Source organism: Cystobacter fuscus, from assembly GCF_002305875.1.
Taxonomy (GTDB): domain Bacteria; phylum Myxococcota; class Myxococcia; order Myxococcales; family Myxococcaceae; genus Cystobacter; species Cystobacter fuscus_A.
This window is the reverse complement of the sequence record NZ_CP022098.1, coordinates 6,181,497-6,206,064: the sequence shown is the minus strand read 5'-3', so window position 1 is coordinate 6,206,064 and position 24,568 is coordinate 6,181,497. Positions and strand designations below refer to the sequence as shown.

The 24,568-nt window shown below is 69.1% G+C and carries 23 protein-coding genes; 6 read left to right on the top strand and 17 right to left on the bottom strand.

The genetic code is table 11. The annotated features are described in order from the left end of the window. Positions 1-1,659, bottom strand: coding sequence for a methyl-accepting chemotaxis protein (locus tag CYFUS_RS25235; RefSeq protein WP_095987554.1), 1,659 nt, complete (start codon positions 1,657-1,659; stop codon positions 1-3). Between the two features lie 270 nt (positions 1,660-1,929). Here CYFUS_RS25235 and CYFUS_RS52920 point away from each other — a divergent pair, with 270 nt between their 5' ends. Then, the gene (locus tag CYFUS_RS52920) at positions 1,930-2,214 is read left to right on the top strand and encodes a hypothetical protein (RefSeq protein WP_232536776.1); all 285 of its coding nucleotides are present in this window, start codon (positions 1,930-1,932) and stop codon (positions 2,212-2,214) included. Then, the gene (locus tag CYFUS_RS54350) at positions 2,106-2,414 is read left to right on the top strand and encodes a DnaA N-terminal domain-containing protein (protein ID WP_332468284.1); all 309 of its coding nucleotides are present in this window, start codon (positions 2,106-2,108) and stop codon (positions 2,412-2,414) included. The genes CYFUS_RS52920 and CYFUS_RS54350 overlap by 109 nt, the downstream gene beginning before the upstream one ends. A gap of 13 nt (positions 2,415-2,427) precedes the next feature. Here the strand turns inward: CYFUS_RS54350 and CYFUS_RS25225 are convergent, their stop codons facing one another. The 8 genes from CYFUS_RS25225 to CYFUS_RS25190 all read right to left on the bottom strand — a co-directional run bounded on the left by CYFUS_RS25225 (position 2,428) and on the right by CYFUS_RS25190 (position 9,656). Continuing rightward, complete coding sequence (locus CYFUS_RS25225; protein WP_095987553.1) at positions 2,428-2,646, bottom strand: hypothetical protein; 219 nt, start codon at positions 2,644-2,646, stop codon at positions 2,428-2,430. Positions 2,647-2,676: 30 nt separating this feature from the next. Next, positions 2,677-4,332, bottom strand: coding sequence for a sensor histidine kinase (locus CYFUS_RS25220; protein WP_232536774.1), 1,656 nt, complete (start codon positions 4,330-4,332; stop codon positions 2,677-2,679). Then, positions 4,307-5,002 carry a response regulator transcription factor gene (locus CYFUS_RS25215; protein ID WP_095987552.1) on the bottom strand — a complete coding sequence of 232 codons (696 nt, stop codon included), beginning with the start codon at positions 5,000-5,002 and terminating at the stop codon, positions 4,307-4,309. Before CYFUS_RS25215 ends, CYFUS_RS25220 begins: the two co-directional genes overlap by 26 nt. Further along, entirely contained in the window at positions 4,999-5,871 is an 873-nt protein-coding gene (locus CYFUS_RS25210; RefSeq protein WP_095987551.1) for an oxygenase MpaB family protein, read from the bottom strand. Before CYFUS_RS25210 ends, CYFUS_RS25215 begins: the two co-directional genes overlap by 4 nt. 38 nt (positions 5,872-5,909) lie before the next feature. Then, positions 5,910-6,641: a hypothetical protein gene (locus CYFUS_RS25205; protein WP_157758644.1), complete on the bottom strand. Its 732-nt coding sequence runs from the start codon at positions 6,639-6,641 to the stop codon at positions 5,910-5,912. Positions 6,642-6,655: 14 nt separating this feature from the next. Further along, on the bottom strand, positions 6,656-7,690 hold the full coding sequence (locus CYFUS_RS51805; protein ID WP_198316051.1) for a hypothetical protein: 1,035 nt from the start codon (positions 7,688-7,690) through the stop codon (positions 6,656-6,658). Positions 7,691-7,896: 206 nt separating this feature from the next. Continuing rightward, positions 7,897-8,613: a hypothetical protein gene (locus tag CYFUS_RS25195; protein ID WP_157758643.1), complete on the bottom strand. Its 717-nt coding sequence runs from the start codon at positions 8,611-8,613 to the stop codon at positions 7,897-7,899. A gap of 8 nt (positions 8,614-8,621) precedes the next feature. Next, positions 8,622-9,656 (bottom strand): glycosyltransferase family 2 protein, encoded by a 1,035-nt coding sequence (locus tag CYFUS_RS25190; RefSeq protein WP_232536773.1) that lies wholly within the window; start codon positions 9,654-9,656, stop codon positions 8,622-8,624. A gap of 105 nt (positions 9,657-9,761) precedes the next feature. On the opposite strand from CYFUS_RS25190, the gene CYFUS_RS25185 reads away from it, so the two are divergent. After that, positions 9,762-11,054 carry a hypothetical protein gene (locus CYFUS_RS25185; protein WP_095987547.1) on the top strand — a complete coding sequence of 431 codons (1,293 nt, stop codon included), beginning with the start codon at positions 9,762-9,764 and terminating at the stop codon, positions 11,052-11,054. A gap of 1 nt (position 11,055) precedes the next feature. Here the strand turns inward: CYFUS_RS25185 and CYFUS_RS50900 are convergent, their stop codons facing one another. The 4 genes from CYFUS_RS50900 to CYFUS_RS25170 form a co-directional block, all read right to left on the bottom strand. Further along, positions 11,056-11,244 carry a hypothetical protein gene (locus CYFUS_RS50900; RefSeq protein ID WP_157758642.1) on the bottom strand — a complete coding sequence of 63 codons (189 nt, stop codon included), beginning with the start codon at positions 11,242-11,244 and terminating at the stop codon, positions 11,056-11,058. Between the two features lie 29 nt (positions 11,245-11,273). Next, entirely contained in the window at positions 11,274-12,143 is an 870-nt protein-coding gene (locus CYFUS_RS25180) for a serine hydrolase (RefSeq protein ID WP_095987546.1), read from the bottom strand. A gap of 86 nt (positions 12,144-12,229) precedes the next feature. Continuing rightward, complete coding sequence (locus CYFUS_RS25175) at positions 12,230-13,120, bottom strand: Ig-like domain-containing protein (protein ID WP_198316049.1); 891 nt, start codon at positions 13,118-13,120, stop codon at positions 12,230-12,232. Positions 13,121-13,297: 177 nt separating this feature from the next. Next, entirely contained in the window at positions 13,298-14,200 is a 903-nt protein-coding gene (locus tag CYFUS_RS25170; RefSeq protein WP_095987545.1) for a LysR family transcriptional regulator, read from the bottom strand. 57 nt (positions 14,201-14,257) lie between these two features. Between CYFUS_RS25170 and CYFUS_RS25165 the strand changes: the two genes are divergently transcribed. Together CYFUS_RS25165 and CYFUS_RS25160 are read left to right on the top strand one after the other, a co-directional pair. After that, entirely contained in the window at positions 14,258-15,133 is an 876-nt protein-coding gene (locus CYFUS_RS25165) for an SDR family oxidoreductase (RefSeq protein ID WP_095987544.1), read from the top strand. A gap of 111 nt (positions 15,134-15,244) precedes the next feature. After that, entirely contained in the window at positions 15,245-16,858 is a 1,614-nt protein-coding gene (locus tag CYFUS_RS25160) for an AMP-binding protein (protein ID WP_095987543.1), read from the top strand. Between the two features lies 1 nt (position 16,859). Here CYFUS_RS25160 and CYFUS_RS25155 read toward each other — a convergent pair whose 3' ends face one another. The 3 genes from CYFUS_RS25155 to CYFUS_RS25145 all read right to left on the bottom strand — a co-directional run bounded on the left by CYFUS_RS25155 (position 16,860) and on the right by CYFUS_RS25145 (position 18,686). Beyond that, positions 16,860-17,354 (bottom strand): hypothetical protein, encoded by a 495-nt coding sequence (locus tag CYFUS_RS25155; RefSeq protein ID WP_157758641.1) that lies wholly within the window; start codon positions 17,352-17,354, stop codon positions 16,860-16,862. A 21-nt stretch (positions 17,355-17,375) separates the two neighbouring features. Then, entirely contained in the window at positions 17,376-18,170 is a 795-nt protein-coding gene (locus tag CYFUS_RS25150; protein WP_095987541.1) for an SDR family NAD(P)-dependent oxidoreductase, read from the bottom strand. Between the two features lie 87 nt (positions 18,171-18,257). After that, positions 18,258-18,686: a tautomerase family protein gene (locus CYFUS_RS25145; protein WP_095987540.1), complete on the bottom strand. Its 429-nt coding sequence runs from the start codon at positions 18,684-18,686 to the stop codon at positions 18,258-18,260. Between the two features lie 405 nt (positions 18,687-19,091). Between CYFUS_RS25145 and CYFUS_RS25140 the strand changes: the two genes are divergently transcribed. Then, entirely contained in the window at positions 19,092-24,071 is a 4,980-nt protein-coding gene (locus CYFUS_RS25140; protein WP_095987539.1) for a kelch repeat-containing protein, read from the top strand. A 62-nt stretch (positions 24,072-24,133) separates the two neighbouring features. Here the strand turns inward: CYFUS_RS25140 and CYFUS_RS25135 are convergent, their stop codons facing one another. Further along, entirely contained in the window at positions 24,134-24,496 is a 363-nt protein-coding gene (locus CYFUS_RS25135; RefSeq protein ID WP_095987538.1) for a zinc-binding dehydrogenase, read from the bottom strand. Positions 24,497-24,568 lie beyond the last annotated feature (72 nt).

Below are 24,568 nucleotides of genomic sequence, written 5' to 3'. Positions count from 1 at the left end.
TCACGCGGCGCGCTCGTACTCGACCAGCAGACCCTTGAGCTTCTGGCCCATGGCGTTGAGGTCCTGCATGGCGTGCTCGGTCTGCCGGGTGCTGCTGAGCATCTGCTGGGTGGCCTGACTCACGTCGCGCATGGCCTGGCGGATCTGCCCGATGCCGGTGGCCTGCTGGGCGGCGGAAGCGGAGATCTGCGCCGCGGTGAGCGACGCCTGGCCGAGCAGATCGCCCAGCGTCTGGATGGTGCTGCCCGCCTGCGACACCACGCGCGTGGCGGCGGTCACGCTCTTGGTGCCCTCCTCCGTGGTCATCACCGCGCCCTGGGTGGCCTTCTGGATCTGCCCCAGAATCTGCCGCACCTGGGTGGTGGACTTCTTGGACTGGTCCGCGAGCGCCTTCACCTCGGCGGCCACCACGGCGAAGCCCCGGCCGTGTTCACCCGCGCGGCTGGCCTCGATGGAGGCGTTGAGGGCGAGCATGTGCGTCTGCTCGGAGATCTCGTTGACGGTGGTGATGATGTCGCCGATGGCCTGGGCCTGCTCGGCCAGGGAGAGGATGCGCGAGGCGATGGACTCCACCTGCTCGCGCACGGTGGACATGGCCACCACCGCGTCCTCCACCATGCGCCGACCGTTGCGGCCCACCTCCTCCGCATGGCGCGCCGACTCGCTCACCCCCCGCGCGCGTCCCGCCGCCTCCTCGGACGTCTGGGCGATCTCCTCGACGGTGCTCACCGTCTCGGCCACCGCGCTGCCCTGCTCCTGGGAGCTGGCCACCTGCTGCGTGGTGCTCACCAGGACCTGCGACGTGGTGGCCGCGAGCTGGTTGACGAACTCGGCCACCGTCCGCAGGGTGTGCTCGCGCTGCCGGGCCTGCTCGGCGAGCTGGGCCTCGGCGGCCTTGCGGCGCTCGGCCATGTCATTGAAGGCGCGCGCCAGCTCTCCGGTCTCGTCGCTGTTGTTCACCTCGATGCGGTGCTCGAGGTCGCCACGGCCCAGCTGCACGGTGCCCTTCACCAGCTTGTCCAGCGGGCCGGTGATGCTCCGGGTGATGATCCAACTGCCCAGGCCCACGATGAGCAGGCCCAGCAACGTGCCCGAGGCCAGCACCCAGATGCTGCGCCAGGCGCTCTCCCGGGCCTGGCTCTCGAACTCCGACCAGCGCAGATCCTCGAACTTCAACATCTCACCGAGTCCCCGGCGCACCTCGTCCATCAACTGCCGGCCCCGGCCCGAGCTCTCGCGGACGGCCCGCGCCACGGCATCCATGCCTCCGGACTGTTCGCGCAACTGGCGCGTGCGATCCAGGGTGGCGAGCCGCTCGCGGATGATGGGCTCGAGCCGATCCAGGCGCGCCAGTTGATCGGGAGAGCCAGTCAGGTCGCGGCGCAAGAGGAGGAGATCCTCGTCCAGCCGCTGAAGGGCCCGCTGGTAGGGCTCCAGGTAGATCGGATCTCCGGTGATGACGAAGCCGCGCTGGCTCGTCTCGGCGTCCACGATGAGCGAGAGGACCATGGTCATGCGGCGGCCCTGATCGCGGCTGTCCACCAGGCCCTCGGTGGTCTCCTGTAGCTGCCGGGCGCCCTGGAACGCCACCAGCGCCACGATCAGCAGCACCAGCAGCGACAGGCCAAAGCCCAGGGCGATCTTCTTTCCAATGCTCATGAGGCCCCTTCCTAACAGGAGACAACCTGTAGCGGGCTGTCGCGCCCGCTACCGCCCACGAGACCAGGCGACACTTGGAGCGCGCGGATCCGCTGATCCTGGAGGGCCAGAAACCCCGGGGGGTAGACGACCGGGCGGGGGCGCCTCAGATCGCGAACGTGGATCACCCGGCGATCAGCGTCCTCCCCGAGCGTGCCCCGCCAGGGGATCAGCTCTGTGCACCCGGAGGCAGAGCGGTGGACGCGCGGCGGTTCCACGGGAGGCGAGGACATGGCCGGATTGGACTGGGTACAGGTCGACGTGGGCTTTCCCATGAGCCTCGAGGCGGTGTGGTGCGAGGCCCTGGAAGGCGCGGTCCGGTGGACGGGCACTCCCGGCGCGTTCTGGGACGCGTTGCTGCGCGCGCGGATCCTCGTCCGGGAGGGGGACTCGGTCCGCCTCACGCTGTGCGATCGCTACGTGCAAGTCCTCGAAAAGAGGCAGAAGGAAGCCGAGCGCGCCGGTGGAACGAGTGCCTCGGGTGGCTGCGGGACAACGGCAAGCGTTACGCGCTGACGTGGCTGGCCCAGGCGCGCGCGGTGGACGTGGAGGACGGGCACCTGGTGCTCGCGGCCCCCGACGCCTACTTCCATCAATGGGTGGAGGAGAACTATGGCCCCCTGGTGGAGGGACTCGTGAAGGAGACGGGGCTCGCGGGGGTGCGCTGGCGGCTCGCTGGTTCCCCGGACGCCGGGCGGCAGGCGACAGGGGCGTAGCCGGGGGCCCGCGTCAGCCGCCGGTGTTCTTGATCACCGTCATTGCCTGCTCGTGATCGCTCTTGAACAGGCGGGTGAGGAGATCGCAGATCTTCATCTCCATCGCCATCTTCATCTGGGCCTCCAGGAACGGACGCATCTCCGCCGGAGCCTGGGCGAGCATGTCGCGCTCGGCACGGGTCTCGAGAAGGAAGCCCGTCTGCACCTCGACTGGAATACCTGGAACACTCATGCGTGCACCCTCTCCGCCCAGGGCATTGTCTTATCGTATCAGCGCGCCAGAAGTTGCTCCGGAATTCCAGGAAGTGCCCTCCACCACGGCGAAAGCGGCTCCCTTGCCCTCCGCGGGAAGCAGCTCCAGCCGGGCCCCGAAGGCGCGCAACATGGACTGGGCGATGGTCAGCCCGAGCCCCGTGCCCCCCCGCTCCCGGGCCGTCGTGAAGAAGGCATCGAAGACGCGTGCCCGGTTGGCCTCGGAGATGCCCCGGCCGTCGTCGCGCACCACCACCCGGCCCCCCTCGGGCCCGCCTTCCGCCTCCAGCCGCACTCGCACCCCCTCGCCTCCGTGCTGGGCCGCGTTGGTGATGAGCTGCCAGAGGAGATCCTCCAGCACCTCGGCGGGCAGACCCAGGACGACTCCCGGAGGCACGGGGCCCACCTCCACCGCGAGCCCCTCGGCCCGGCCCCGGGCGGCGAGCGCCTCGAGCACGGGGGCGACTTGCGTGCGCGAGGGCCGGGCCACGAGGGAGTCCGCGCGCGCGAGCTCCAGCAGCCGCTGCACCAGCCGGGTGAGGCGCCGGGCATCGGCGTCGATGTTGGAGAGGAAGCGCTCGCGCTGGGCGGCGGACATGCCCTCGGCGCTGTCGCGCAAGAGCTCCACCGCGCCCTGGATGGCGGCCAGCGGCGTCTTGAACTCGTGCGACACGTTGGCCGCGAAGGAGCGGATGTACTGGTTGCGATCCCGGAGCGCGGTGGCCATGCCCGCGAGGGACTCGGACAGTTCGGCGAGCTCGCGCACCACCGGGTGGGAGATGGGCGCGAAGCCCTCGGGAGCGCCGGTGGCGATGTCGCGTGTCTGCCGCACGAGGGCCCGGACGGGACGGACCACCAGCGCCGCGCCGGCCAGGGACATGAGTGTCACCACCCCCAGGAGCACCAGCCCGATGGCGGTGAGATTCCAGCGGTCCGCGTAGACGGCCTTGACGAGCGTCATCGGCGTGCGCGAGAGCACCACCGCGCCCCAGATCCGATCCCCTTCCCGCACGGGCAGCACCACCAACACCCGCACGACGTTGTCCCGGCTCGCGGATGCCAGGGGCGCGTCACCGGTGAAGGACAGGCGCATCCGCAACACCGCGCGGTACTCCCCCCGCAGGGCCTCTTGAACCTCCTGCCGGCCGATGAGGGTGGCGCCCAGGTCCGACTCCGAGGCGGAGCTGGCGACGATCACCCCCTGGAGGTCCACCACGCGGATGCCCGCCAGGGTGGAGCGGTTCACCTCCTGGAGCAGCGCGGAGAGGGGCTCGGCGGCCTCGCGGGCGTGGGGCTCGGCGGGGAGGATGGACCGGGGCGGGGGTGCCTCCACGGGGGGCAGCACCTCGTCCGAGGCCCGGAGGGACGGAAAGATGGGCCGCAGCGACGAGCCCGCGATGGGCACGGACGGACCGGGCGACAAGGCCATCAACCCGTAGCCGGGCTCCACGCGCTCGCGCAGCCGGGAGCGGTACAGCTCCGCGACGACGACACCCTGGGTGATGAGCTCGGACTCCGTCTGGCGGATGAGCTGATCATCGTAGATGCGCACGAACAGCAGGCCGAGCAGCGCGAGCACGAAGGCCCCCAGGCCCACCGCCGCGAACACCAGCCACAGGCGCGGGCGGGAGCGCCCGCCGTCAGGGGATCGCGAGCCGATAGCCAAGGCCGTGCACCGTCTGGATGACCTCGCCCCCGGCCTCGGCGAACTTGCGCCGGATGTGCCGTACGTGGCTGTCGATGGTCCGATCACTCACCACCACGTCCTCGTAGACGCGGGTCATCAGCTCGTCGCGGGTGAACGCCTTGCCGGGGGCGCGCAGGAGCGCGGCGAGCAGGTGGAACTCGGTGACGGTGAGCACCACCTCGTGCTCGTTCCACCAGGCGCGCCACAGATCCACGTCCAGGCGCAGGGGGCCGCGCTGCAAGACCGGCGAGGGGGCCGCAGGCGGAGGGCTCGCGAGGGCGCGGGAGCGCCGCAGCACGGCCTTCACCCGCGCCACCAGCTCCCGGGGGCTGAAGGGCTTGGTGAGGTAGTCGTCGCCGCCCAGCTCGAGACCGAGGATGCGGTCCACCTCGTCATCGCGCGAGGAGAGGAACACGATGGGGCAGTCGTGGGAGCGGCGCACCTCGCGGCACATCTCCAGGCCGTCCATCTCCGGCATCATGATGTCCAGGACGATGAGCGCGGGCACCGAGCGGCGCACGAACTCCAGACCCTCGCGGCCGTCGCGGGCCTGCTCGACGTGGAAGCCCGCCTGCGTGAGGGCGAACCCCACCACCTCGCGCAGGTGCGGATCATCGTCGACCACCAGGATGGAGGCGCGCTCCGTCATGGATTCTCCTCGCTCGGGGGTGGAACCCCCTCGGGCCCGAGCCGCTCGATCTGGTAGCCGTGGGGATAGGTGGGATGGGGAGCCTGGGTGGCGAGGAAGGGCCGCTTGCGCTCGGGCGTGAGGCGCAGCAGCCGCGCGCGGGTCTTCATGGCCCCCATCACCGTCTGTCGCAGCCAGGAGGGGGGTTCGGGGAAACCGAAGGCCCGCAGGAGCGGGGGATCCATCAGCGCATGCACCGCGGGAGCACCATATCCGTGCAACGACTTGGGCAGGAACCAGCCGAGGAACAGGTCGCGGGTGGCCTCGCCCACGCGGCGGCTCTCGTCGGTGTAGCGGAAGTGCTCGCGCTCGTACTGGAGGTTGAAGCGCTCGAGCTCCTCGAGAGTGGCGGGGATGCCGCGGATGTTCATCCGCCGCCCCACCTGCTTGAAGAAGTGGAAGCCGGCGAGCCGCTCGTGGTCCGTGTAGGGCCGCCAGCCGAAACGCTCCATCCACCGGATGGGCTCCAGGACGAAGGTGGAGAGGACGTAGAGGTAGTCGTCGTTGGAGATGTCGAAGCGGTGGTGGAGCTGGTTCATGCGCCGGATGGCGCGGCGGCCCCGCTCGCTGTCGTAGCCGGACTCGAGGAACTCGGCGATGAGCAGATCCGTGTCGTCGTAGCGCTTCTGGGTGCGGCGGGTGAACTCGCCCGTGGAGTCGAGCAGCTTGCCGATGCTCGGCACGGCGTAGGTGCGGAACAGGGCGAACTCCAGCGCCTTGCGGCTGTCCCAGACGAAGTCGTGGTACCAGCTCAGGAAGAGGATCCGGTGATCATCCTTCTCGGGGTCGAGCCGTTGGATCTGATCGAGGATGGTGCGTTTGAAGAGCATGGGGACGGGTCCGGGCCCGAGCCTACCATCCGAACACGTCAGAACTCCTCCCGGGCCTGGGCCAGGGAGAACTCCGCGTGGGAGGGAAGGACCGGCCCCTTCCTCTCCACCAGCCAGGCGGGGGCGCCCTCTGGCAGGTAGAAGTCCTCCTCGAAGGGCGACAGCCCCAGGTGACGCAGGTACTCCTTGAGCATGTCGAAGGTGAACCGGTCCTTCACCCGGCGGGCCTGATACTGCTCCACCTTCTCGAAGGGAAAGGGCTCGCCGGACTGGTCGAAGACCCACTCGCCTCCGTCATTGGACGCGCTCACGACTCGCACGTAGTTGAGCCACTCCGTGCGATGCGGGCCGTACACCTCGAGCATCACGGCACCAAAGCGGCCCTTGTCCTTGCGAATGGTATTGGGCACGGCGACCACACGCAGGCCCCGGCAGCCCAGCGTCCGGGCCATGTAGCGCATGGGGCTCGAAGCGTCGGTCCCCCCCCACCCGTTCTCGACATACGCTGTCCAGGGGCTGCGTGTCGGTAAGAAGAGGTACCGCTGCGTCTCCGGAAGGGTGATGGGCAGCAGGGCGGAGAGAGATTGATCCAAGGTTCCTGAAACTGGGCGCACCTCCACGGCGATGCCACGGGGTGCCTGCAGTCCTGCCTGCCACGCCGCGAAGGCGCGAGCGGCGTGCTCCGCACCCGTCTCCAGGAATCCCAGCTCCGATGTGACAGGCGCCCAGCGGTCCTCCAGTAGCAGTCCCTTCATGTTCTCGGTCTTCAAGTACACCTCGCCCTTCAGGGCACGATGAGGAGGATGATCTCCGCGTTGGGGTCGTTGGAGGTGGTGCGCGACTGGTGACCAGGGCCACGGCTCGATGCGGGCGTGTCGTACTCCACATGGTAGCGGCGGCCGTTATAGTCGAATTGCAGGTCCGGTCGATTGACTCCAACGCGCTGGGCATTGCGCGCCGTAATCTGCTGCTGGTTCACCCGGATATTCGTGGCGCCTATGGTGTCCAGGTATTCAATGTCCACCTGGAGCTGTGCGTTCTGGCTCGGGCTGGGGCCGATGGGACGGTTCGGCTTACGCAACCTGGGCACCTTTGGGCTACTCGCGACATCCTGTGGTAGGCGCGAGCTCGGAGCCACTGGCGGCGTCGGGTTGTTGCCAGCGAGCGCCTGGACCAATCCCCGCGATGGCGCCGGTGCGCTCGTCGCCGTCGTAGGAGCGGGCACCGCTGACGCGGAAGCGGTGTCTGACGCGGGTGCAGCGGCTCGCGTCACCGGTGTTCGCGACGTCGGAGCCTCGCCCCCGAGGGCCTCCTTCCTCGCGGACGGACGGAGGGCGGGTCCCGAGTCCATCCGCACCACGCGAGAGAAAACGCCCTGCAGAACCCTGGTCCCCGTCAGGGTCAGCAACATCACCTTGAGTTCGCTCTGGACTGTTTCACCCAGGTGCTCACGAACCTCGAGCATCAACCGGGCAACGCGGGGAGTCGTGGCCGGAGAAAAGAGGGTGGGCACGATGAGCGCCCCTCCCGCTCCACGGTAGTAGGCGTACCTCGCATGCCCCGAGCTGGAGGCACTGGCCGCCATGTCCGTCAGGGCCGTGTCCCGGTCCGGATAGATGGACGGATTCAGTGGCTCCGTGCTCGTGAGTCCCAGATCGACATGAGACTCCGGAACCAGCACGGGCAGCGGCAACCCCTCGCAATAGAGAAGATACCCACCCGCCGTGAGACCAAAGCCCACCGCCGTCACACGGTGCTCAACGAAGTCTCGATGCGCTCGTGGGTGGGCTGCTTCCGTGGAGAGCCGGGGCAGTTGCACGCCTCTTTGGCGCAACTCCTCTGCCCGTTGGGGCGTGGGTAACTCGAAGTCGACGTCGACAGGTTGTTGCCCGGCCCACGCTCCGTTCTGCCCATGCCACGGAGCGCCGCCCATGAAGGGTTGCGCGGCACATCCCGTGAGAAACAGCAAGAGCACCAGCGCGTTCAACCGATGGGCGCTCCGCATTCTGGAATGACCAGTGTTCGTCAGAACTCCTCCCGGGCCTGGGCAAGGGTGAACTCCGCGTGGGAGGGAAGGACCGGCCCCTTCCTCTCCACCAGCCAGGCGGGGGTGCCCTCCGGCAGGTAGAAGTCCTCCTCGAAGGGCGACAGCCCCAGGTGACGCAGGTACTCCTTGAGCATGTCGAAGGTGAACCGGTCCTTCACCCGGCGGGCCTGATACTGCTCCACCTTCTCGAAGGGAAAGGGCTCACCGGACTGGTCGAAGACCCAGTGGCCCCCATCATTGGACGCGCTGACGACTCGCACGTAGTTGAGCCACTCCGTCCGATGCAGGCCGTACATCGTGAGCATCACGGCACCAAAGCGGCCCTTGTCCTTCCGAATGGTGTTGGGCACGGCGACCACACGCAGACCCCGACAGCCCAACGTCTGGGCCATGTAGGACATGGCGCTCGCGGCATCGGTTCCCCCCCACCCGTTCTCGATATACGCCGTCCAGGGGCTGCGTGTCGGCATGAAGAGTTGCCGTTGCACCTCTGGAGTGGTGATGGGCAGCAGCGTGGAGAGGGCCTGCTCCAGGGGGCCTGATACCGGACGCACCTCCACGGTGATGCCGCGCGGTGCGAGCAGCCCTGCATGCCACGCCGCGAAGGCGCGCGCGGCGTGCTCCGCATCGGTCTCCAGGAATCCCATCTCCGACGTGACAGGCGCCCAACGGTCCTCCAGCAGTAGTCCGTTCATGTGTTCGATCATGCCGCGCAGGTGAAGTGCACGCCCTCGCTCCAGCCGAGCGCGCCGAGGGTGGCGCGGATCTCCTCGCGGATGCCGCGCACGCCCACCGCCGCGATGAGGTGCGTGTCCTCCGGTGGCGCTCCCAGGGACTCGGGCCGCTCCACCGGAATCCCGTGGATGCGCGTGCCCACCTTGCGCGGGTGCACGTCGATGAAGCGCGTCACCCGGGCACCCTCGGCGAGCAGGAAGCGCGTGAGCAGGAGCCCTCCCGGGCCCGTGCCCCACACCGTCAACGAACGCCCCGCCACCTCGCGGCTGCGCGTCAGGTAGCGCGCCTTCACCCAGATGAAGCGCTTGTGCGCGTACCTCGGATCCGTGCGCGTCAGCCGCTCCGCGCTGTCCCGCCAGCGAAACAGCACCTCGGGCAGGTTGTACATCCCGTGGCCCCGATCGATGAGCCGCAGCCACAGCTCGTAGTCCTCCGGGAAGTCCCCGTGCGCCCACCCTCCCGCGGCCACCACCGCCTCCCGCCGCAGGCACACCGAGGGATGGCAGATGGGACTCTCCACGAAGCGCTCGCGGTGCAACCGCTCGGGCGAGTCGAGTCCGTTGAGCCACGCCGCGTAGTCCCTCATCGAGGGGCTCACCGGCTGATCCTCGCGGAAGAGCTCCACGCCGGTGCCCACGCCACCCAGACTCGGATCCGCCTCCAGGGCCGCGACACTCGCCTCCAGACGCCGGGGCAGCGACTCGTCATCCGCGTCCATGCGCGCCACGTAAGGCGAGATGGCCCGCGCGAGCGCGAGGTTGAGCGCCGCCACCAGTCCGCGCCCTGCCCCCTCCAACACTTCCACCCGGGCGTCACGCGCCGCCAGGTCCTCGAGTACGCCGCGCGTCCCATCCGTCGAGCCGTCGTCCACCGCCAACACCCGGAGGTCGCGCAGCGTGCCATCCAGGAGGCTCGTCACCGCGCGGGCCACGGTGCGCTCGGCGTTTCGGGCGGGCAGGAGGACGGTGACGACCGGAGGCGACATCACACGCAGATAGACCATGTTCGCGTATAGTGAAAAAGGGCTGAATAAATCAGCCCCATCCTCGTCCAGGCGCGGCTGTCAATCCCCGTGCCTGTCCACTACACCCCAGGGAGAACACCCTCGATGAAGAACGCATCCTTGGTCTGGAGTTGCTGTGCCGCGCTGGTGCTGTCCGCGTGCGGTGACAACCCCCCTGCTCCCATCACCGTCACGGGAAAGGTGTTCGGCGACTCGCTCCAGGCCGTCTCGAAGGCCTCGATCCTCATTCCGGGCAATGGCAGACAGCCGGTGGCCGTGGACGGCTCCGGCGCCTTCAGCATCTCGGGCGTGACGCCTCCCTACGATGTCATCGTGGCCGACAAGGAGCGCCGGGTCGCGACCGTCTTCATGGGGCTGACGCTCGAGACCCTCACGGTCCCCCTCGAACTCGACACGGATGCCGCGCAACCCGACCCCGAACACGAGGCCACCGTGGAAGGGACCGTCACCGGTGAACAGCCGTCTTCAGCCATCGCCACGACCAATCTGCTGTTCGCTTCGACGGGCGGCGACATGTCTGGTTCCGTGGAGCCCTCGGGGACCTACTCGCTGAACGTGGACTGGAGCGGCGCCACCTCGGCCACGGGCACGATCTACGCCCTCCAATCGGAGAGCAGCAGTCCCGGCTCTCTTCCCACGCGCTATCTGGCCTTCGGACAGCGCGACAACGTGACCGTCTCCAAGGACGCCACGCTCCCCGCGCAGGACATCGCCCTGAGTCCCGTGACGAACTCCAGGCTCGCGGGCAACTACATCGTGCCGGAGGGATACGCCCTCTCGTTGAGCACCTTGAGCCTCGCCTTCAAGCCGGGCTCCGAGTTCAGCTTGGGCTTCGCGTTCGCCTCCTCGGGCGCGTTCGACTACGCGGTGCCCCAGATTCCCCAGACCACCTTCTCGATTCTCGCGTTCGCCATCCCACGCGATGCACAGGGAGCGGAGGGTACGCTGCTCTTCAAGCGGGGATTGACCGCCGGTACCACCAACGTCTCGGTGGAGATCCAGGCGTCCGCGCGTCCGGCCCAGCCCGCGGACGCGGCGAAGGACGTGACGCGGACCACCGAGTTCTCCTGGTCGCCGTTCGCGGGCGGCGTGCATGTGCTCACGCTCCAGGAGGACAAGAGCAAAAACCAGACGCCCTACACGGTGACCCTCTACACGAGCGGGACCCAGACCACGCTGCCGGACCTGAGCGCGTTCGGCATGGACCTGCCCGCCAATACCGAGTTCACCTGGAAGATCCAGGGCTTTGGCCCCGCGGCCTCCATGGATGCCCTGATCGGACTGGTGGAGCATGGCAACCCCCTCGAGCAGGGCACGGGGGACATCTCCGTCAGCACTTCCGAGACCCGCACCTTCACCACGGCCGCGACGCCCTGAGTCAGGGGGTGTAGAGCGTCACGCCGAGTCCCGGACGGACCGTCGCCAGGGCGAAGGTGTCGGCCTCCGGGACCGCGTCCGAGACGAAGTAACGCACGCCCACCATCGAGACGGAGCTCGTGGTCGTCCCGGTCACCGAGCCGAACAACGAGCCATGGAGACCCAATGCGCCCTTGTACGGACCGTTCACCCTCCGGCGACCGCGTCCGGCGAGGGGTGTCAACGCGTCGCGTGCGCGTACACCTGGCGGGAAAGCTCCACGATGAGCGAGCGCGCCACCGCCTCATCGGGGATGCCGCGGGTGAGCACCACGAGGACGTAGGCGGGATGGCCCGGGGGGTAGACGATGGCGGCATCGTGGAGGACGCCGGAGATCTGCCCGGTCTTGTGCGCCACGGGTGTGCCCGGCGGGAGTCCGGCGGGAATCTCCCGATTGAGTTCCTGGGCCAGGAGGATGGAGCGCATGGCGCGGGTGGAGGCCGGAGTGGCCGCCCTGCCCTGCTCGAGGGCGGACAACAGCGAGGCGAGATCCCGCGCCGTCGCGGTGTTGTTCAGACCCCGGGCGTGGGCCTTGCCGTCCTCCACGCCGCGCAGGACGGTCATCCGCCGGGCCCCCAGGGCGCGCAGGGTCTTCGTCACGCGCCGGGCGTCCACCCGGGAGAGGACCAGGTTGGTGGCCAGGTTGCTCGAGCGGGTGATCATCCGCTCCACCAGCTCGCGCAGCGGCACGGGTTGTCCGAGTCGCTCGTGGAGGGCGGCGTCCTCGTCGTCCTTCGCGTCGAGCTCATAGGGCGAGCCGTCCACGATGGAGGCGAACTGGCGGGTGAGTGTCACGGGCTCCTCCAGGGACAGGGTGCCGGCGTCCACCTGGCGGAAGACCTCGAGCATCACCGGCACCTTCATGGTGCTGGCGGCGTGGAAGGAGCGATCCGCCTCCAGGTAGAGGGAGTCCGGGGAGCCCCCGAGGCGTTGGTAGGCGACCGCCACGGACGCGCCCTTCACCTGGGAGATGCGCTCCTGGAGTGCCTCCCGGAGGGAGGACGGTGCGGGCACCGCGGCGAGGAGGACGAGGAGCGGGAGGGCGAGCATGGCGGAGCTCCTGGGCGTGGACACGCCGATGGGCACAGCTCCGGCGTTCCGCTCCCATGGGGCCAATATATGGAAAAGAGCCATCTTCAGGGCGTGAACAGCTCCGCCGCCGCGAGTTGAATATCGCCATCGACGACATGTCCTCCCGCGATGAGGACTTTGCCGTCGTGCAGCAGCACCGCCGTGATGGAAGGGGGCGTGCCGTCGCTGACACAGGAGGGGGCTGTCCAGGTGACGCGGCTGCGGAAGGCATCGCGGCTCGGCGGGTCCAGCACGCCTGTCGAGGCCTCCCAGTAGAAGGAGAGGTCAGAGCCCTGCGGATCGCTGGCAACCACTTCATAGGTGAGCACCTGGCCCGGGGTGGCGGAGTCCGAGGATCGGTAGGTCCGGAGGATCTCGGGAGGGAACGAAGGGGAAGGCGGCGTGTTGCTGATGCACAGGGCGACGGTTCCGGTGTTCAGCCCGCCGTGTCCGTCCGAGACCAGGACCGTCAGGCGGCAGTTGTTGCAGGCGCCGGCGGGCAGGAGCGAGGGGGTGAATCGAGCGGAGCTGGAGGAGGCGTTGGTCCAGGAGCCGGCGCAGGAGGCGCTCCACGCGTAGGAGAGGCTGTCGCCATCCGGGTCGGAGGCGGAGATGGAGACAGAGGTCGTCTGCCCGACGGGAATCCGCGTGGGAGAGGCCGTGAGGGAGGCCACCCGAGGAGAGCTGTTGAAGGCGATGGAAAGCTGAGCCTCTCCCGTTCCGCCGTTGAGGGAGACCTGGATGGTCAGGACAACGCGAGAGGACAGGCCACGGGAGTCCGTCACGGTGAGGGTGAGGGACTGAACGCCGGCGGAGGCAGGAGCCGTCCACGAAGTGGAGGCCTCGGAGGGTGAGGAGAAGGAGCCCGCGGTGGCCGTCCAGTCATGGGAGAGGATGTCGCCCGGGTTGGGATCATGGGCCGAGGCCACCAGGTGAAGAGAGCCGCCAGCGGGCACGGAGGTGGAGGAAGCCTCCAGGAAATCAATGAGCGGGGCCTCGTTGTCGAAGGCGGGTGATGGAGCAGGAATGGAGCAGGAAGGAGGGGGAGCTGGCCATCGGCCCAGGTGTCCTGTGCGCCGTCTATTACCGGCCAAATCCGCACGACAGACACCGTGGGTTCGTTTTTCTCACTGCTACTCGCGCTCGAACCACGCCTGAAGCAGCTCCACGAACACGCGCGTCTTGGGCACGAGTGCACCACCGACGGGAAAGACGGCATGCACCTCGAGCCCAGGCGGTGTCGACTCTCGCAGGATGGCCACGAGCTGCTTCTTCGCGAGATACGGCTCCACGACCGAGGACGGAGCACGGACGATCCCCATCCCCGCGGCCGCGGCCCGCGCCGCGAGCGCCAGGTCGGACACCACCAGGCGGGGGCGCAACGTGACCCGCCTTGGCCTTCCCGCGACGACGAAGGCCCAGTCCATCGGCGCATCGCCCTTGGGGACCGCGATCGTGTCGTGCGCCGAGAGTTCTTCTGGCGACTTCGGCTCGGGTCTCCGCGCGAGATAGCGCGGGCTGGCGTAGTAACCCCCGTCGGCGACGCCGAGCCTTCGCGCGATGAGCGATGAGTCCTCGAGCGAGCCCGCCCACACGGCGAGATCGAAGCCTTCGCGGACGAGATCTCCTCGATGCTCCGACACGTGGAGCTCGACGCGCACCTGCGCATGCCTGGCGAGGTAGGTCGCCACGACGCTGTCCATCACCAGGGCCGCCAGCGCCGCCGAGGTCGTGACACGCAAGACGCCGCGCGGCTCGGCCTTCGCGGAGAGGACCACGGCCTCGGCGTCCCGCACCGAGGCGAGTGCGCGCGACGCATGCTCGAAATAGGCGCGGCCCTCGTCGGTCAGTCGCAGCGAGCGCGTGGTCCGCACGAGCAGCGGCACGCCGAGGCGCGCCTCGAGCTCCTGGACGCGCTTGCTGAGCGTCGCCTTCCTCCCCCGCGTCGCCCGCGCGGCGGCGCTGAACCCCTGGGCCTCGACCACCGCGACGAAGGCCCGGAGCTCCTCGAGCGCATGTTCCGATTGGTACGGCATGCGTTCCAGTGTGTCTCCACCGAGGGGAATTGTCCATGTCTCCCCTGGATGCGAAAGATGGCCGCATCTACCTCGCAGCACCACAAGGACCTGGCCATGACACGACAGAGAACCTGGTTCATCACGGGTGTGGGCAGTGGTTTCGGCCGCCACATGACGGAGCAGCTCCTGACGCGCGGCGACCGCGTCGCGGGCACCGTTCGCAAGCTGGACGCGATGAACGACCTCGAGGCGCGCCATGGCGAACGCCTCTGGCTCGCGCACCTCGACGTCACCGATACGCCGGCCATCAAGCAGGTGGTGAACCGGGCGTTCGCCGAGCTCGGGCGGGTGGACGTGGTCGTCAACAACGCCGGCTACGGCCTCTTTGGCGCCGCCGAGGCGCTCACGGATGAGCAGATCGTCCACCAGCTCAACACCAACCTGCTCGGCTCGATCCAGGTCATTCGCGCCGCCACTCCGCACCTGCGCGCACAGGGAGGTGGGCGAATCCTCCAGGTCTCGACGTACGGCGGACAGGCGGCTGGCGCCGGGGGGTCGCTCTACCACGCGAGCAAGTGGGGCATCGAGGGCTTCGTCGAGTCGATGATGCAGGAGCTCGCGCCGTTCAACATCGGCGTCACGATCGTCGAGCCGGGCGGCGCACGAACGAAGTTCCGCTTCGGGAGCGCGAAGGTCGGCGCGAAGATGGCCGTCTACGAGAGCACGCCCGTGGGCAGGGTTCACGCGCTCCTCGAGGACACGTCGCGCCTTCCCCAGGGCGATGCCGCCAGGATGGCCCAGCGGATGATCGCGAGTGTCGATCAACATCCCGCGCCCAGGCGCCTGGTCCTCGGCGGCGACGCATACGCGGCGCTCGTGAAGGCGCTCAAGGAGCGCCTGGCGGACATCGAGCCCCAGAAGGACTTCGCGGCCTCCACCGACCTCGCGTGACGGTGCAGGAGCCGAGCCTCTTCAGCCGTCAGTCCATGCAACAAGTCCACCGAGGTGGCCGGGCACGGCTATCATCCGGGGCCAGCACCCTGGACCGACGAGGCGACACGCATGGAGAAGAGCTGGCTCAAGTACTACCCCCCGGGCGTTCCAACCGAGATCGATGGCACGCGCTACGCCTCGCTGGCCCACCTCATGGACGAGTCGTTCCGCACGTACGCCGATCGCCCGGCGTTCGAGTGCATGGGCCAGTCCATCACCTACCGCGAGCTCGATGCCCTGTCGCGTCAGGTGGGGGCGTGGTTGCAGGCCCGGGGACTCGCGCGCGGCTCGGCCGTGGCCCTCATGATGCCCAACGTGATTCAGTACCCGGTCTGTGTCGCCGCCATCCTGCGCGCGGGCTGCACCGTGGTGAACGTCAACCCGCTCTACACCCCGCGCGAGCTGGAGTACCAGCTCAAGGACAGCGGGGCCGTGGCCCTCTTCCTCCTGGAAGCCTTCGCTCCCACCCTCCAGAAGATCCTGGGGAACACCGCCTTGAAGCACGTGGTGACGGTCGCCGCGGGCGCGCCGGGCACCGCCTCTCCCCTGCCCCAGGCAATCCCGTTCGAGCGCGTGCTGGCCGAGGGCCAGACGCTGCCGCTCGCCCCCATCACCGTGTCACCCGACGACATCGCCTTCCTCCAATACACGGGGGGCACCACCGGCGTGGTCAAGGGCGCCATGCTGCTGCACCGCAACCTGGTCGCCAGCATGCTGCAGACCGAGGCCTGGCTGCAGCCCGTCCTGCACAAGCGCCAGGGCCAGCTCACCTTCGTCTGCGTGCTGCCGCTCTACCACATCTACGCGCTCAACAATTGCGCGCTGCTGGGCATGCACGTGGGCGCGATGAACATCCTCATCCCCAACCCGCGAGACATCACCGGCCTCATCCAGACCCTGTCCCATCGGCCCATCCATGCCCTGCCGGGGGTCAACACCTTCTTCAACGCCCTCGTCCACCACCCCGACCTCGGCAAGCTCGACCTGTCCCAACTGCTGATCACCACCTGTGGTGGCGCGGCGGCGCAGCGGGTCGTCGCGGAGAAGTGGTTCTCCCTGACCGGCGTTCCGCTCCTCGAGAGCTACGGCCTGACGGAGGCCTCCCCCGGAGTGACCTGCAACCCGCTCACCGACACGGAATACTCCGGTGGCATCGGTCTGCCCCTGCCCTCCACCGAGGTCTCCCTGCGCGATGACGAGGGAAAGGACGTGCCGCTCGGAGAGCCCGGGGAGCTGTGCATCCGCGGCCCCCAGGTGATGGCCGGCTACTGGAACCGCCCGGACGAGACGGCCCGGGTCATGACGCCCGACGGCTTCCTCAAATCCGGCGACATCGCCGTCAAGGACGAGCGCGGCTTCCTGCGCATCGTGGACCGCAAGAAGGACATGATCCTCGTGTCGGGCTTCAACGTCTACCCCAACGAGGTGGAGGGTGTGGTCGCCGCGCACCCCGGTGTCCTGGAGGTGGCGGCCGTGGGCGTGCCCGACGCGCACTCGGGCGAGGCGGTGAAGCTCTTCGTGGTGAAGAAGGACCCGGCCCTCACCGAGCCCCAGTTGCTCGACTTCTGCCGCGAGCAGCTCACCGGCTACAAGCGGCCCAAGTCCATCGAGTTCCGCGCGGAGCTTCCCAAGAGCAACGTGGGGAAGATCCTCCGCCGGGATCTGCGGCCCTCGACGAGCTGACTCATCTCGCGGCTTCCAACTGCTGGAGCCGCGTGGCGAACTGCGAGAAGAACGCCGCGTGCACGCGGTCCAACCCCAGCAACTGGGCCTCGGAACCGAAATACTCGCCCTGCCAGAGCAGCGTGGCCTTCCCCTCGGACGCCTCGATGGAGACCGTGGCGCTCGCCGCCAGGGGATGGCCCTGGAGCGAGGCGTACCGCAGCTGCTTCGGGGGGGAGAACTCCATCAGGCGGTAATGCAGCACGGCGCCCGTGGGCTCCATGCGCTCGGCGAGCACCGTGCCCTCCCTCAAGGGGCCGTTCAAGGCGTGTATCCAGGAGATGTTGTTCGCCCAAAGGAGCCCCTCGCGCGAGTCCGACAGGGTGCGCGTGAACTCCGTCCAGAGCACCTCGGGCGGGAGCTTCGTGGGGAACGTCTTGGTGAAGCGCCGCACGCTGGAGCCAGGTGCGGTCGGCTGCAGCGGAAGAGAGAGCGGGTCGAGGGCGGTATCCGTCATGGCGGACACCACCATAGCCGATCACCCGAGGTAGCGCGGCGCGACCTTGCCCGACATCGTCGCCTTCATGAACTCGGCGCGCGCCGCCTCCAACGCGTTCCAGGTCCGCACGTCGAGCACGGACGGCACGGTCACGCCCTCCCCCGCCTCGAGCCCGGCGAGTGCGGCGTCCACGAGCTGCTCCGCGGTGAGATAGGCCTCGTTCGGAAAGACCGCGTCGCTCATGCCTTGTGACGAGAAGAACTCGGTGCGGATCGGCCCGGGCATGACGAGCTGAATCTGGATCGGCTTGTCCGCGTACTCCAGCTGCAAGGACCGGGTGAAGTTCAGCACATAGGCCTTCGAAGCGCTGTAGGCGGCGCCACTCGCCGACGGCAAATGCGCCATGACCGAGCCGATGTTCACCAGAACGCCCGCGTTGCGCTTGCGGAAGGCCGACAGCGCCGCGTGCGAGAGGCGCGTGAGCGCGGTGATGTTCAACTTGATGATGCGATCAAGCTGATCGGCGGTCATGTTGGCGCTTTTGCCCAGACCGCCCGCGCCGGCGTTGTTGACGAGGAAGGTGACGTCGTCGGACGCGACGCGCGCCTCGACGTTGGACAGATCCGAGGGACTCTCGAGATCCGCGACGACCGTCTCCACGTGGACCCCGTGCGCGCGAGACAATTCATCCTTGATGCTGGCGAGGCGGTCAGGCCGACGCGCGACCAGCAAGAGCGAGTAGCCACGCGCCGCCAGCCGCGCGGCATACGTGGCACCAATGCCCGAAGAAGCTCCGGTGACAACCGCCAAGCCTTTTTCCCTGCCCATGATCATGATTCCTCGCGGTGAGGCGCGGAGAGGGACGTCCGTCCCTCCACTCCGCGCGATTGTTCCTTCACGTCAGCAGCGCAGCGACCCGCCTCAAGCATGGGTTCTGGGTGAGGGCTTGTTCTCCGCGATCCACCGCTTCTCGTCTTCCGTTCCCGGGCGAGGCGGTCGAAAACCCTGGACCGTCCAGAGCTCGAAGGGCGTCTCGTCGACGTGGAACTCCCAATCGAAGCCCCGGTCCTTGATGAAGGGAGCGACAGCCGCATCGACCTTGGCGAGAAATCTCGTCCTGGCCTCATCTGAATTCAGCGTGCGAGCGATATGATCCGCATGAATCCTGACGAAGTTCTTCGTCGGCTCTCCGCCAATATAAATCGAGTCCGCCGCGATCTCCTGGAAGACCACACCGACATAGAACTTCGGCAGAACCGACGAATAGATCTCCGTGATTCTCTTGGAGAGCGCCTGCTTGTCCTCGCCGGTGAATGCACCCACCGGGTGATAGATTTTCCACAATGGCATTTCCGTCTCCCTGACATGAAGGCCAACGCGCGGACTTCCCTTCACTTGCGCAGCGGACGACTGACCGAGCCGAAGCGCTCGACCACTTCCACCGCGCCGCGCGTTCATATTACGTACATAATATGAACCTCCAGCCTCGTGTCAAGCGAGACGCATGGCGCCCCTGCCTCTCCACTCCAGCACCCGCCCCTCACCTCGAATTGATATGTGTTTGCCGCCCCCCGTCGGACACCTGGGGCGACCCCGGCCCCAGCTGTACAGGAAGGATGTAAGAGTAGAGGAAGGATGGATGACCCGTGGGGGTGGCGGCAGGAAGAATCCATCCCCGCGGGTCGAGTTAACAATCGTGGCGGCCTCCATCGAGTGTATAAGATCGAACGGTCCTCTCGTATCGGAGTTCCCGTGATGCTGTTACCTCGCGATGTCTGGAGCAGGGTGCTGGTGTTGGTGGGGAGTGCGCTCCTGGTGTCCTGCGCGAAGGAGGCCCCGTCGCCCGCCAACGACGACGCCGTGGCCTCCATCACCGCGCCCCTGGCCGCGGCTCCCGGCTGGTCCTCCGCCGCGCCCATGGCCAGGCCAAGCTCGCAGCATGCCGCCGTCCTGCTCGGCTCCGGCAAGCTCCTGATCATCAATGGCACCGACAGCTCGGGCCCCATCTCCAGCGCGGAGCTCTACGACCCGGCCACCGATACGTGGACCTCCGCGGGAGCGCCCGGCTTCCAGGGCAACATCACGCAGGCCGTGCTGCTCCCCAATGGCAAGGTGCTCGTGCTGACGGAGTCCTCCCGGACGGGTCACCTCCATGACCCCGCCACGGGCACGTGGACGGACACGGGCGACCTGTCGGATGACCGCGCGCTGCCCAGCGTCACCCTCCTGGAGTCGGGTCGGGTGCTGGTCGCCGGTGGCTCGAATCGCGCGGGAGTCCAACTCACCTCCGCAGACCTGTACGATCCCGTCACCAACACGTTCACTCCCACCGGCGCCATGACGCTGAGCCGGGGGTCGCACTCCGCCACGCGACTCCAGGACGGCAGGGTTCTCGCCGTGAGTGGCTACGGCCAGGGCGGTGAGGTCCCCGGCGCGGACCTCTACGATCCCGCGACCGGCACCTGGTCCGCCGTCGCGCCGCCCCTCGTGCCGCGGTACTTCTTCACCAGCACGTTGCTGCCCGATGGCCGCGTGCTGATCACCGGTGGCTCGGACGCCAGCGGAATCGTCCTGTCCGACGCGGAGCTGTACGATCCGGGGAGCAACACGTGGACCGCCACGAGCAGCATGGCCCTCACGCGCTCGCGCCATGCGGCCACGCTGCTGCCCGATGGCAAGGTGCTGGTGACCGGCGCCGGCATCGGCCAGACTCCGCTCTCGGAACTCTATGATCCCGCCACCGGCCAGTGGTCCCCCGGGGACACCATGGCGGACGGGCGGGCGGGCCACACCGCGACGCTGCTGCCGTCCGGCAAGGTGCTGGTCGTGGGTGGCTACGACGCGGCGGGCGCTGCCACCCTCGCGAGCACGGAGCTGTATGACCCGGGCGTCAACCGGTGGACCCCGGCCGGCGCGCTGGGTGGAGCCCGGGTGGATCCGCTGGTGGCGCTGCTGCCCTCCGGCCGCGTCCTCGTCGCGGGAGGCCGCAACAGCGGAGGCGCGTCGCTGGCCTCGGCGCAGCTCTATGATCGGGCGGCCAACACCTGGACGTTCGCGGCGTCCCTCTCCCTTCCGCGTGAGCGCGCCACGGCGACGCTGCTGCGCTCGGGCTCGGTGCTCGTGGTCGGTGGCCTGAGCGGGGGCAGCTCGGTGGGCTCGACCGAGCGCTACGATGCGGCCACCAATGCCTGGAGCCCGACCGCGCCGCTCGCCAGTGCCAGGCACTTCCACACCGCCACGCTCCTCACGGACGGCCGGGTGCTCGTCGTGGGCGGGCAGCGCGACGCCACGGTGCTCGGGACGGCGGAGCTGTATGACCCCACCGCCGACGCGTGGACCCCGGTGGCCTCCCTGACCACGGTCCGGTCCGCGCATGCCGCCGCGCTGCTTCCCGATGGCCGGGTGCTCGTCGCCGGGGGACGCAACGGCGCGGGCGCGGCGCTGGCCACCGCGGAGGTGTACGACCCGGCCAGCAATACCTGGACCCCCACCGCGGGGCTGGCCCAGGGCCGCGAAGGCCTCACGCTGACGCTGCTGCCCTCCGGCCAGGTGCTGGCGGCGGGAGGGCTCACGGGCGCCACGGGCCTCTCGTCCACGGAGCTGTATGACGCCAGTACCAACACGTGGGTCGCCGGGCCCGCGCTCTCCCAGGCGCACGGGTACCACACCGCGACACTCGCGCCTTCGGGCAAGGTCCTGGTCGCGGGCGGCCTGAGCGCGCCGGGCACGCCCTCCACCTCGGCGGACGTCTATGACCCCGCCCATCATGACTGGACCTCCGTCAGTGCTCCGGCTTCAAGCGGAGGGCTCGTCGCGGCCGCCCTGCCCTCGGGCGAGGTGCTCCTCGCGGGCGGCTCGGCCGCGACGGGGGCCGAGCTGTACGAGGACACCGGCGCACAGCCCGCGTGGCGCCCGGTGGTGAGTCAGCCGGACGTCCTCTTCCCCACCTGTCCGAGCGTCCTCCAGGGCCAGGGCTTCCGGGGCATCTCGGGCGCGAGCAGCGGCAACTTCGGTGCCTCCCCGACGGACTTCCCCCTGGTGCGCCTGCGGGGCGCCGAGGGAGGACGACTCTGGACGCTTCCCGCGACGGACATGTCCGCCACGAGCGCGACGGTGACCGTCCCGGCCGACTTGCCGCCGGGGACGTACGCCCTGTCCGTCTTCGCCAATGCCATTCCGGGTGGGCGCATGGTGACGGTGCTCCCCAATACCGCGCCCACGGCGCAGCCCCAGACGGTCTCCACGACCCGCGGCACGCCCGTGGCCATCACCCTCGTCGGGACCGACCCGGATGTGGGGCAGACGTTGAGCTGGACCCTCGTCACGCCCCCGCAGCACGGGACGCTGAGTGGCACGCCGCCGTCCCTCACCTACACGCCCGAACCGGGCTACGAGGGCCCCGACAGCTTCTCCTTCCGGGTTCGGGACTGCGGCCAGGACAGCAACGTCGCCACCGTGGACATCGACGTCACGAATCCGCCTCCCACCATCACCTGCCCCGCGGACACCGCGAGCGAAGCGGTGGGCCCCGACGGTGCCCCGGGCAACTGGCCGCCCGCCACGGCCACCGACGAGGGAGCCGACCCCACCATCACCTATTCGCCGCCCAGGGAGAGCACCTTCCCCCTCGGGAGCACGACCGTCACGGCCACGGCGACGGACGATTCGGGCGGCACGGCGTCGTGCTCGTTCCAGTTCACCGTCCAGGACACGACGCCTCCGTCCGTGACGTGCCCGGAGGACATCCAGGTGCGCTCGGATGATGCCTCGGGCACCTCCGTGACGTTCACGCTTCCCGCGGCCACGGACGCCGTCTCCTCGACGACGGTGACCTCCTCGCCGGCCTCGGGCAGTGTCTTCAGACATGGCGCCACGCGCGTCACCGTCACCGCCACGGACGCGGCCGGCAACTCCGCGCAGTGCTCCTTCCAGGTCACGGTCCAGGCGACGGTGGTGTCCATCGCCGGAGGCGGCTGCCAGAGCACGGGCAGTGGGACGGCCTCGTCGCTGGCGCTCCTCCTGTTGGGGCTCGCCTCGAGGAGCCGCCGTCGCCGCTCCACGCCAATGAGCTTTCCCTCGCGTCCACGGGCTCGGGGCCGGGTGCTGGTCGCGCTCCTGGCCGCCCTCCTTGCCCCCGCCGTCCATGCCCAGAGCGCCGGGCCCATCCTCCCGATGGACCTGGAGCGCCTGCGCTTCAATCCCGCGGCGACGGACTCGCTGCTGGTGGACACCGGCCACGTGCTCCCCGAGGGGAGCTATCGACTGCTCCTCATGGCCGGCTACGAGCGCGGCATCCTGCTGCTCAGGGGCAGTGATGGCGTGGAGCGCCCCATCATCGACTACCGCGTCGCGGGCTGGCTCGCGGGGGCCTGGTCTCCCATCGAGCGCCTGGAGCTGTCCGCGCGGCTGCCCATCATCATCGCCCAGGGAGGCTCGGGCGCGGAGTCGCTGGTCGGAGTGACGGCGCCGACCTCCTTCGGACTGGGAACGCCGGAGCTGGGCGCGCGCTATGCGCTGCTTCGCCGCGAGGACGGGGCGCCGGTGTTCCTCGGCCTGGGACTGGACATCGGACTGCCCGGCGGAACGGCGAGTGCGTTCGGTCGGCAGAATGGCTGGGCGGGGTTCCAGTTCGCGCCCCGGGTGGCCGTGGGACGCGAGGTGGGTCCGCTGTCGCTGGGCGCCAGCGCGGGCGTGCGGATCCGCTCCACGGAGGTCGAGCCCGGCCGGAACTTCGGAAGTGAACTCGAGCAGGGGCTCGTGGTGGCCACGCGCGGCGAAGGCCTGCGCGCCGAGATCGCGCTGGAGGCGGCCGAGTCGCTCGTGGCGCCGGATGTGGCGCTGGAGTTGCTCGGTGGCTTGAGGCTGCCGGTGGGCCATGGCTTCGAGGCGTTCGCGCTGGCGGGGCATGGCTTCACGGACATTCCGGGCACGCCCTCGTTCCGCGTGGCCGCGGGAATCGCCTGGGCTCCCCCCTACGTGCCTCCTGCCCGTGAAGACGTCTGCAAGGAGGGCCGCACCCACACGCCAGAGCAGTGCCCGGAGCTGGATGACGACGGTGACTCGGTGGCCAACGCGCAAGACCGCTGCCCGCTCGAGGCCGGCGCGGTGGACAACGGCGGCTGCCCGGATGGCGACTCGGACGGGGACGGCGTCGTGGATCGCCAGGACCGGTGCCCCTCCGAGCCGGGACTCCCGCGCTACCAGGGCTGCCCCGCCCCCGACGCGGACGGTGATGGCATCGCGGACGACGAGGATGCCTGCCCCCACGAGGCTGGCGTCGAGACGAATCGTGGCTGCCCGGTCCAGGAGGAGAAGCCCACCGAGGCGCCGCCTCCCGAGCCCCCGCCCGAGCGGGCACCGCCGCGCGAGGAGCCGCCTCCGCCCGAGCAGGCCGCACCGCCCACGGACCACCATGTCCTGTTCCCGGTGGGAGAGTCGTCCCTCCAGGAGGAAGAGAAGCGGCAGTTGGATGCCATCGCGGACTACCTCAAGGCCCACCCGGAACTCTCGGTTCGCGTCGAGGGGCACACGGACGCCACCGGCCCCGAGGAGCTCAATGTCACGCTGAGTCAGCAGCGCGCGGACATGGTGCGCGAGTACCTCATCCAGCGCGGCATCGCGGGCTCCCGCCTGACCGCCAAGGGGTACGGGTCCAGCCGCCCCGTGGCGGAGAACAGCACACCCGAGGGGCAGCGCGCGAACCGCCGCGTCGAGTTCATCACGGAGAAGCGCTGAGCCTCCGGGGCGCCCGAGACGGCAGGGACCTGAGCCCGCGGGCTTGTCCCTGCCGTCTCGGTCTACGGCACGAGCACCACGCGCCCACGAACTTCTCGTCGCTCGAGGAGTTCGTGGGCGCGCGCCGCCTCGGCGAGCGGGAGCACGGTCGTCGGCGGAGGAGGCAGCCGCAAGGCGAGCAGCTCGCGCGTGGCCGCTCGCAGCACGTTTCCGTCGAGCGTCTCCGTCGAGTAGCCGGTGAGGACGCGCCCGTCGAGCAGGCTCCAGGCGTCGAAGGAGACCGCGCCACCGGCCGCCGCGCCGACGAGGCAATACCGACCGGTTGGGCGAAGCGCGGAGATGAGTGTCGGGAAGAGCGGCCCCGCGACGCCATCGAGCACCGCGTCGGCGCTTTCGGGGGAGTATAGGAAGAACCCAAGGCCCAGGTGGGGCCCCGTTGTCCATACCCCCTTGGGGGTACGGACAACCTTCGCCCTGGGGGATTAGATCCGCGGGAT

Coding starts and splice junctions, on each gene's coding strand:
- CYFUS_RS25235 (WP_095987554.1), bottom strand. CDS start 1,659: ATGAGCATTGGAAAGAAGATCGCCCTGGGCTTTGGCCTGTCGCTGCTG.
- CYFUS_RS52920 (WP_232536776.1), top strand. CDS start 1,930: ATGGCCGGATTGGACTGGGTACAGGTCGACGTGGGCTTTCCCATGAGC.
- CYFUS_RS25225 (WP_095987553.1), bottom strand. CDS start 2,646: ATGAGTGTTCCAGGTATTCCAGTCGAGGTGCAGACGGGCTTCCTTCTC.
- CYFUS_RS25215 (WP_095987552.1), bottom strand. CDS start 5,002: ATGACGGAGCGCGCCTCCATCCTGGTGGTCGACGATGATCCGCACCTG.
- CYFUS_RS25210 (WP_095987551.1), bottom strand. CDS start 5,871: ATGCTCTTCAAACGCACCATCCTCGATCAGATCCAACGGCTCGACCCC.
- CYFUS_RS25195 (WP_157758643.1), bottom strand. CDS start 8,613: ATGAACGGACTACTGCTGGAGGACCGTTGGGCGCCTGTCACGTCGGAG.
- CYFUS_RS25190 (WP_232536773.1), bottom strand. CDS start 9,656: ATGGTCTATCTGCGTGTGATGTCGCCTCCGGTCGTCACCGTCCTCCTG.
- CYFUS_RS25185 (WP_095987547.1), top strand. CDS start 9,762: ATGAAGAACGCATCCTTGGTCTGGAGTTGCTGTGCCGCGCTGGTGCTG.
- CYFUS_RS25180 (WP_095987546.1), bottom strand. CDS start 12,143: ATGCTCGCCCTCCCGCTCCTCGTCCTCCTCGCCGCGGTGCCCGCACCG.
- CYFUS_RS25170 (WP_095987545.1), bottom strand. CDS start 14,200: ATGCCGTACCAATCGGAACATGCGCTCGAGGAGCTCCGGGCCTTCGTC.
- CYFUS_RS25165 (WP_095987544.1), top strand. CDS start 14,258: ATGGCCGCATCTACCTCGCAGCACCACAAGGACCTGGCCATGACACGA.
- CYFUS_RS25160 (WP_095987543.1), top strand. CDS start 15,245: ATGGAGAAGAGCTGGCTCAAGTACTACCCCCCGGGCGTTCCAACCGAG.
- CYFUS_RS25155 (WP_157758641.1), bottom strand. CDS start 17,354: ATGACGGATACCGCCCTCGACCCGCTCTCTCTTCCGCTGCAGCCGACC.
- CYFUS_RS25150 (WP_095987541.1), bottom strand. CDS start 18,170: ATGATCATGGGCAGGGAAAAAGGCTTGGCGGTTGTCACCGGAGCTTCT.
- CYFUS_RS25145 (WP_095987540.1), bottom strand. CDS start 18,686: ATGCCATTGTGGAAAATCTATCACCCGGTGGGTGCATTCACCGGCGAG.
- CYFUS_RS25140 (WP_095987539.1), top strand. CDS start 19,092: ATGCTGTTACCTCGCGATGTCTGGAGCAGGGTGCTGGTGTTGGTGGGG.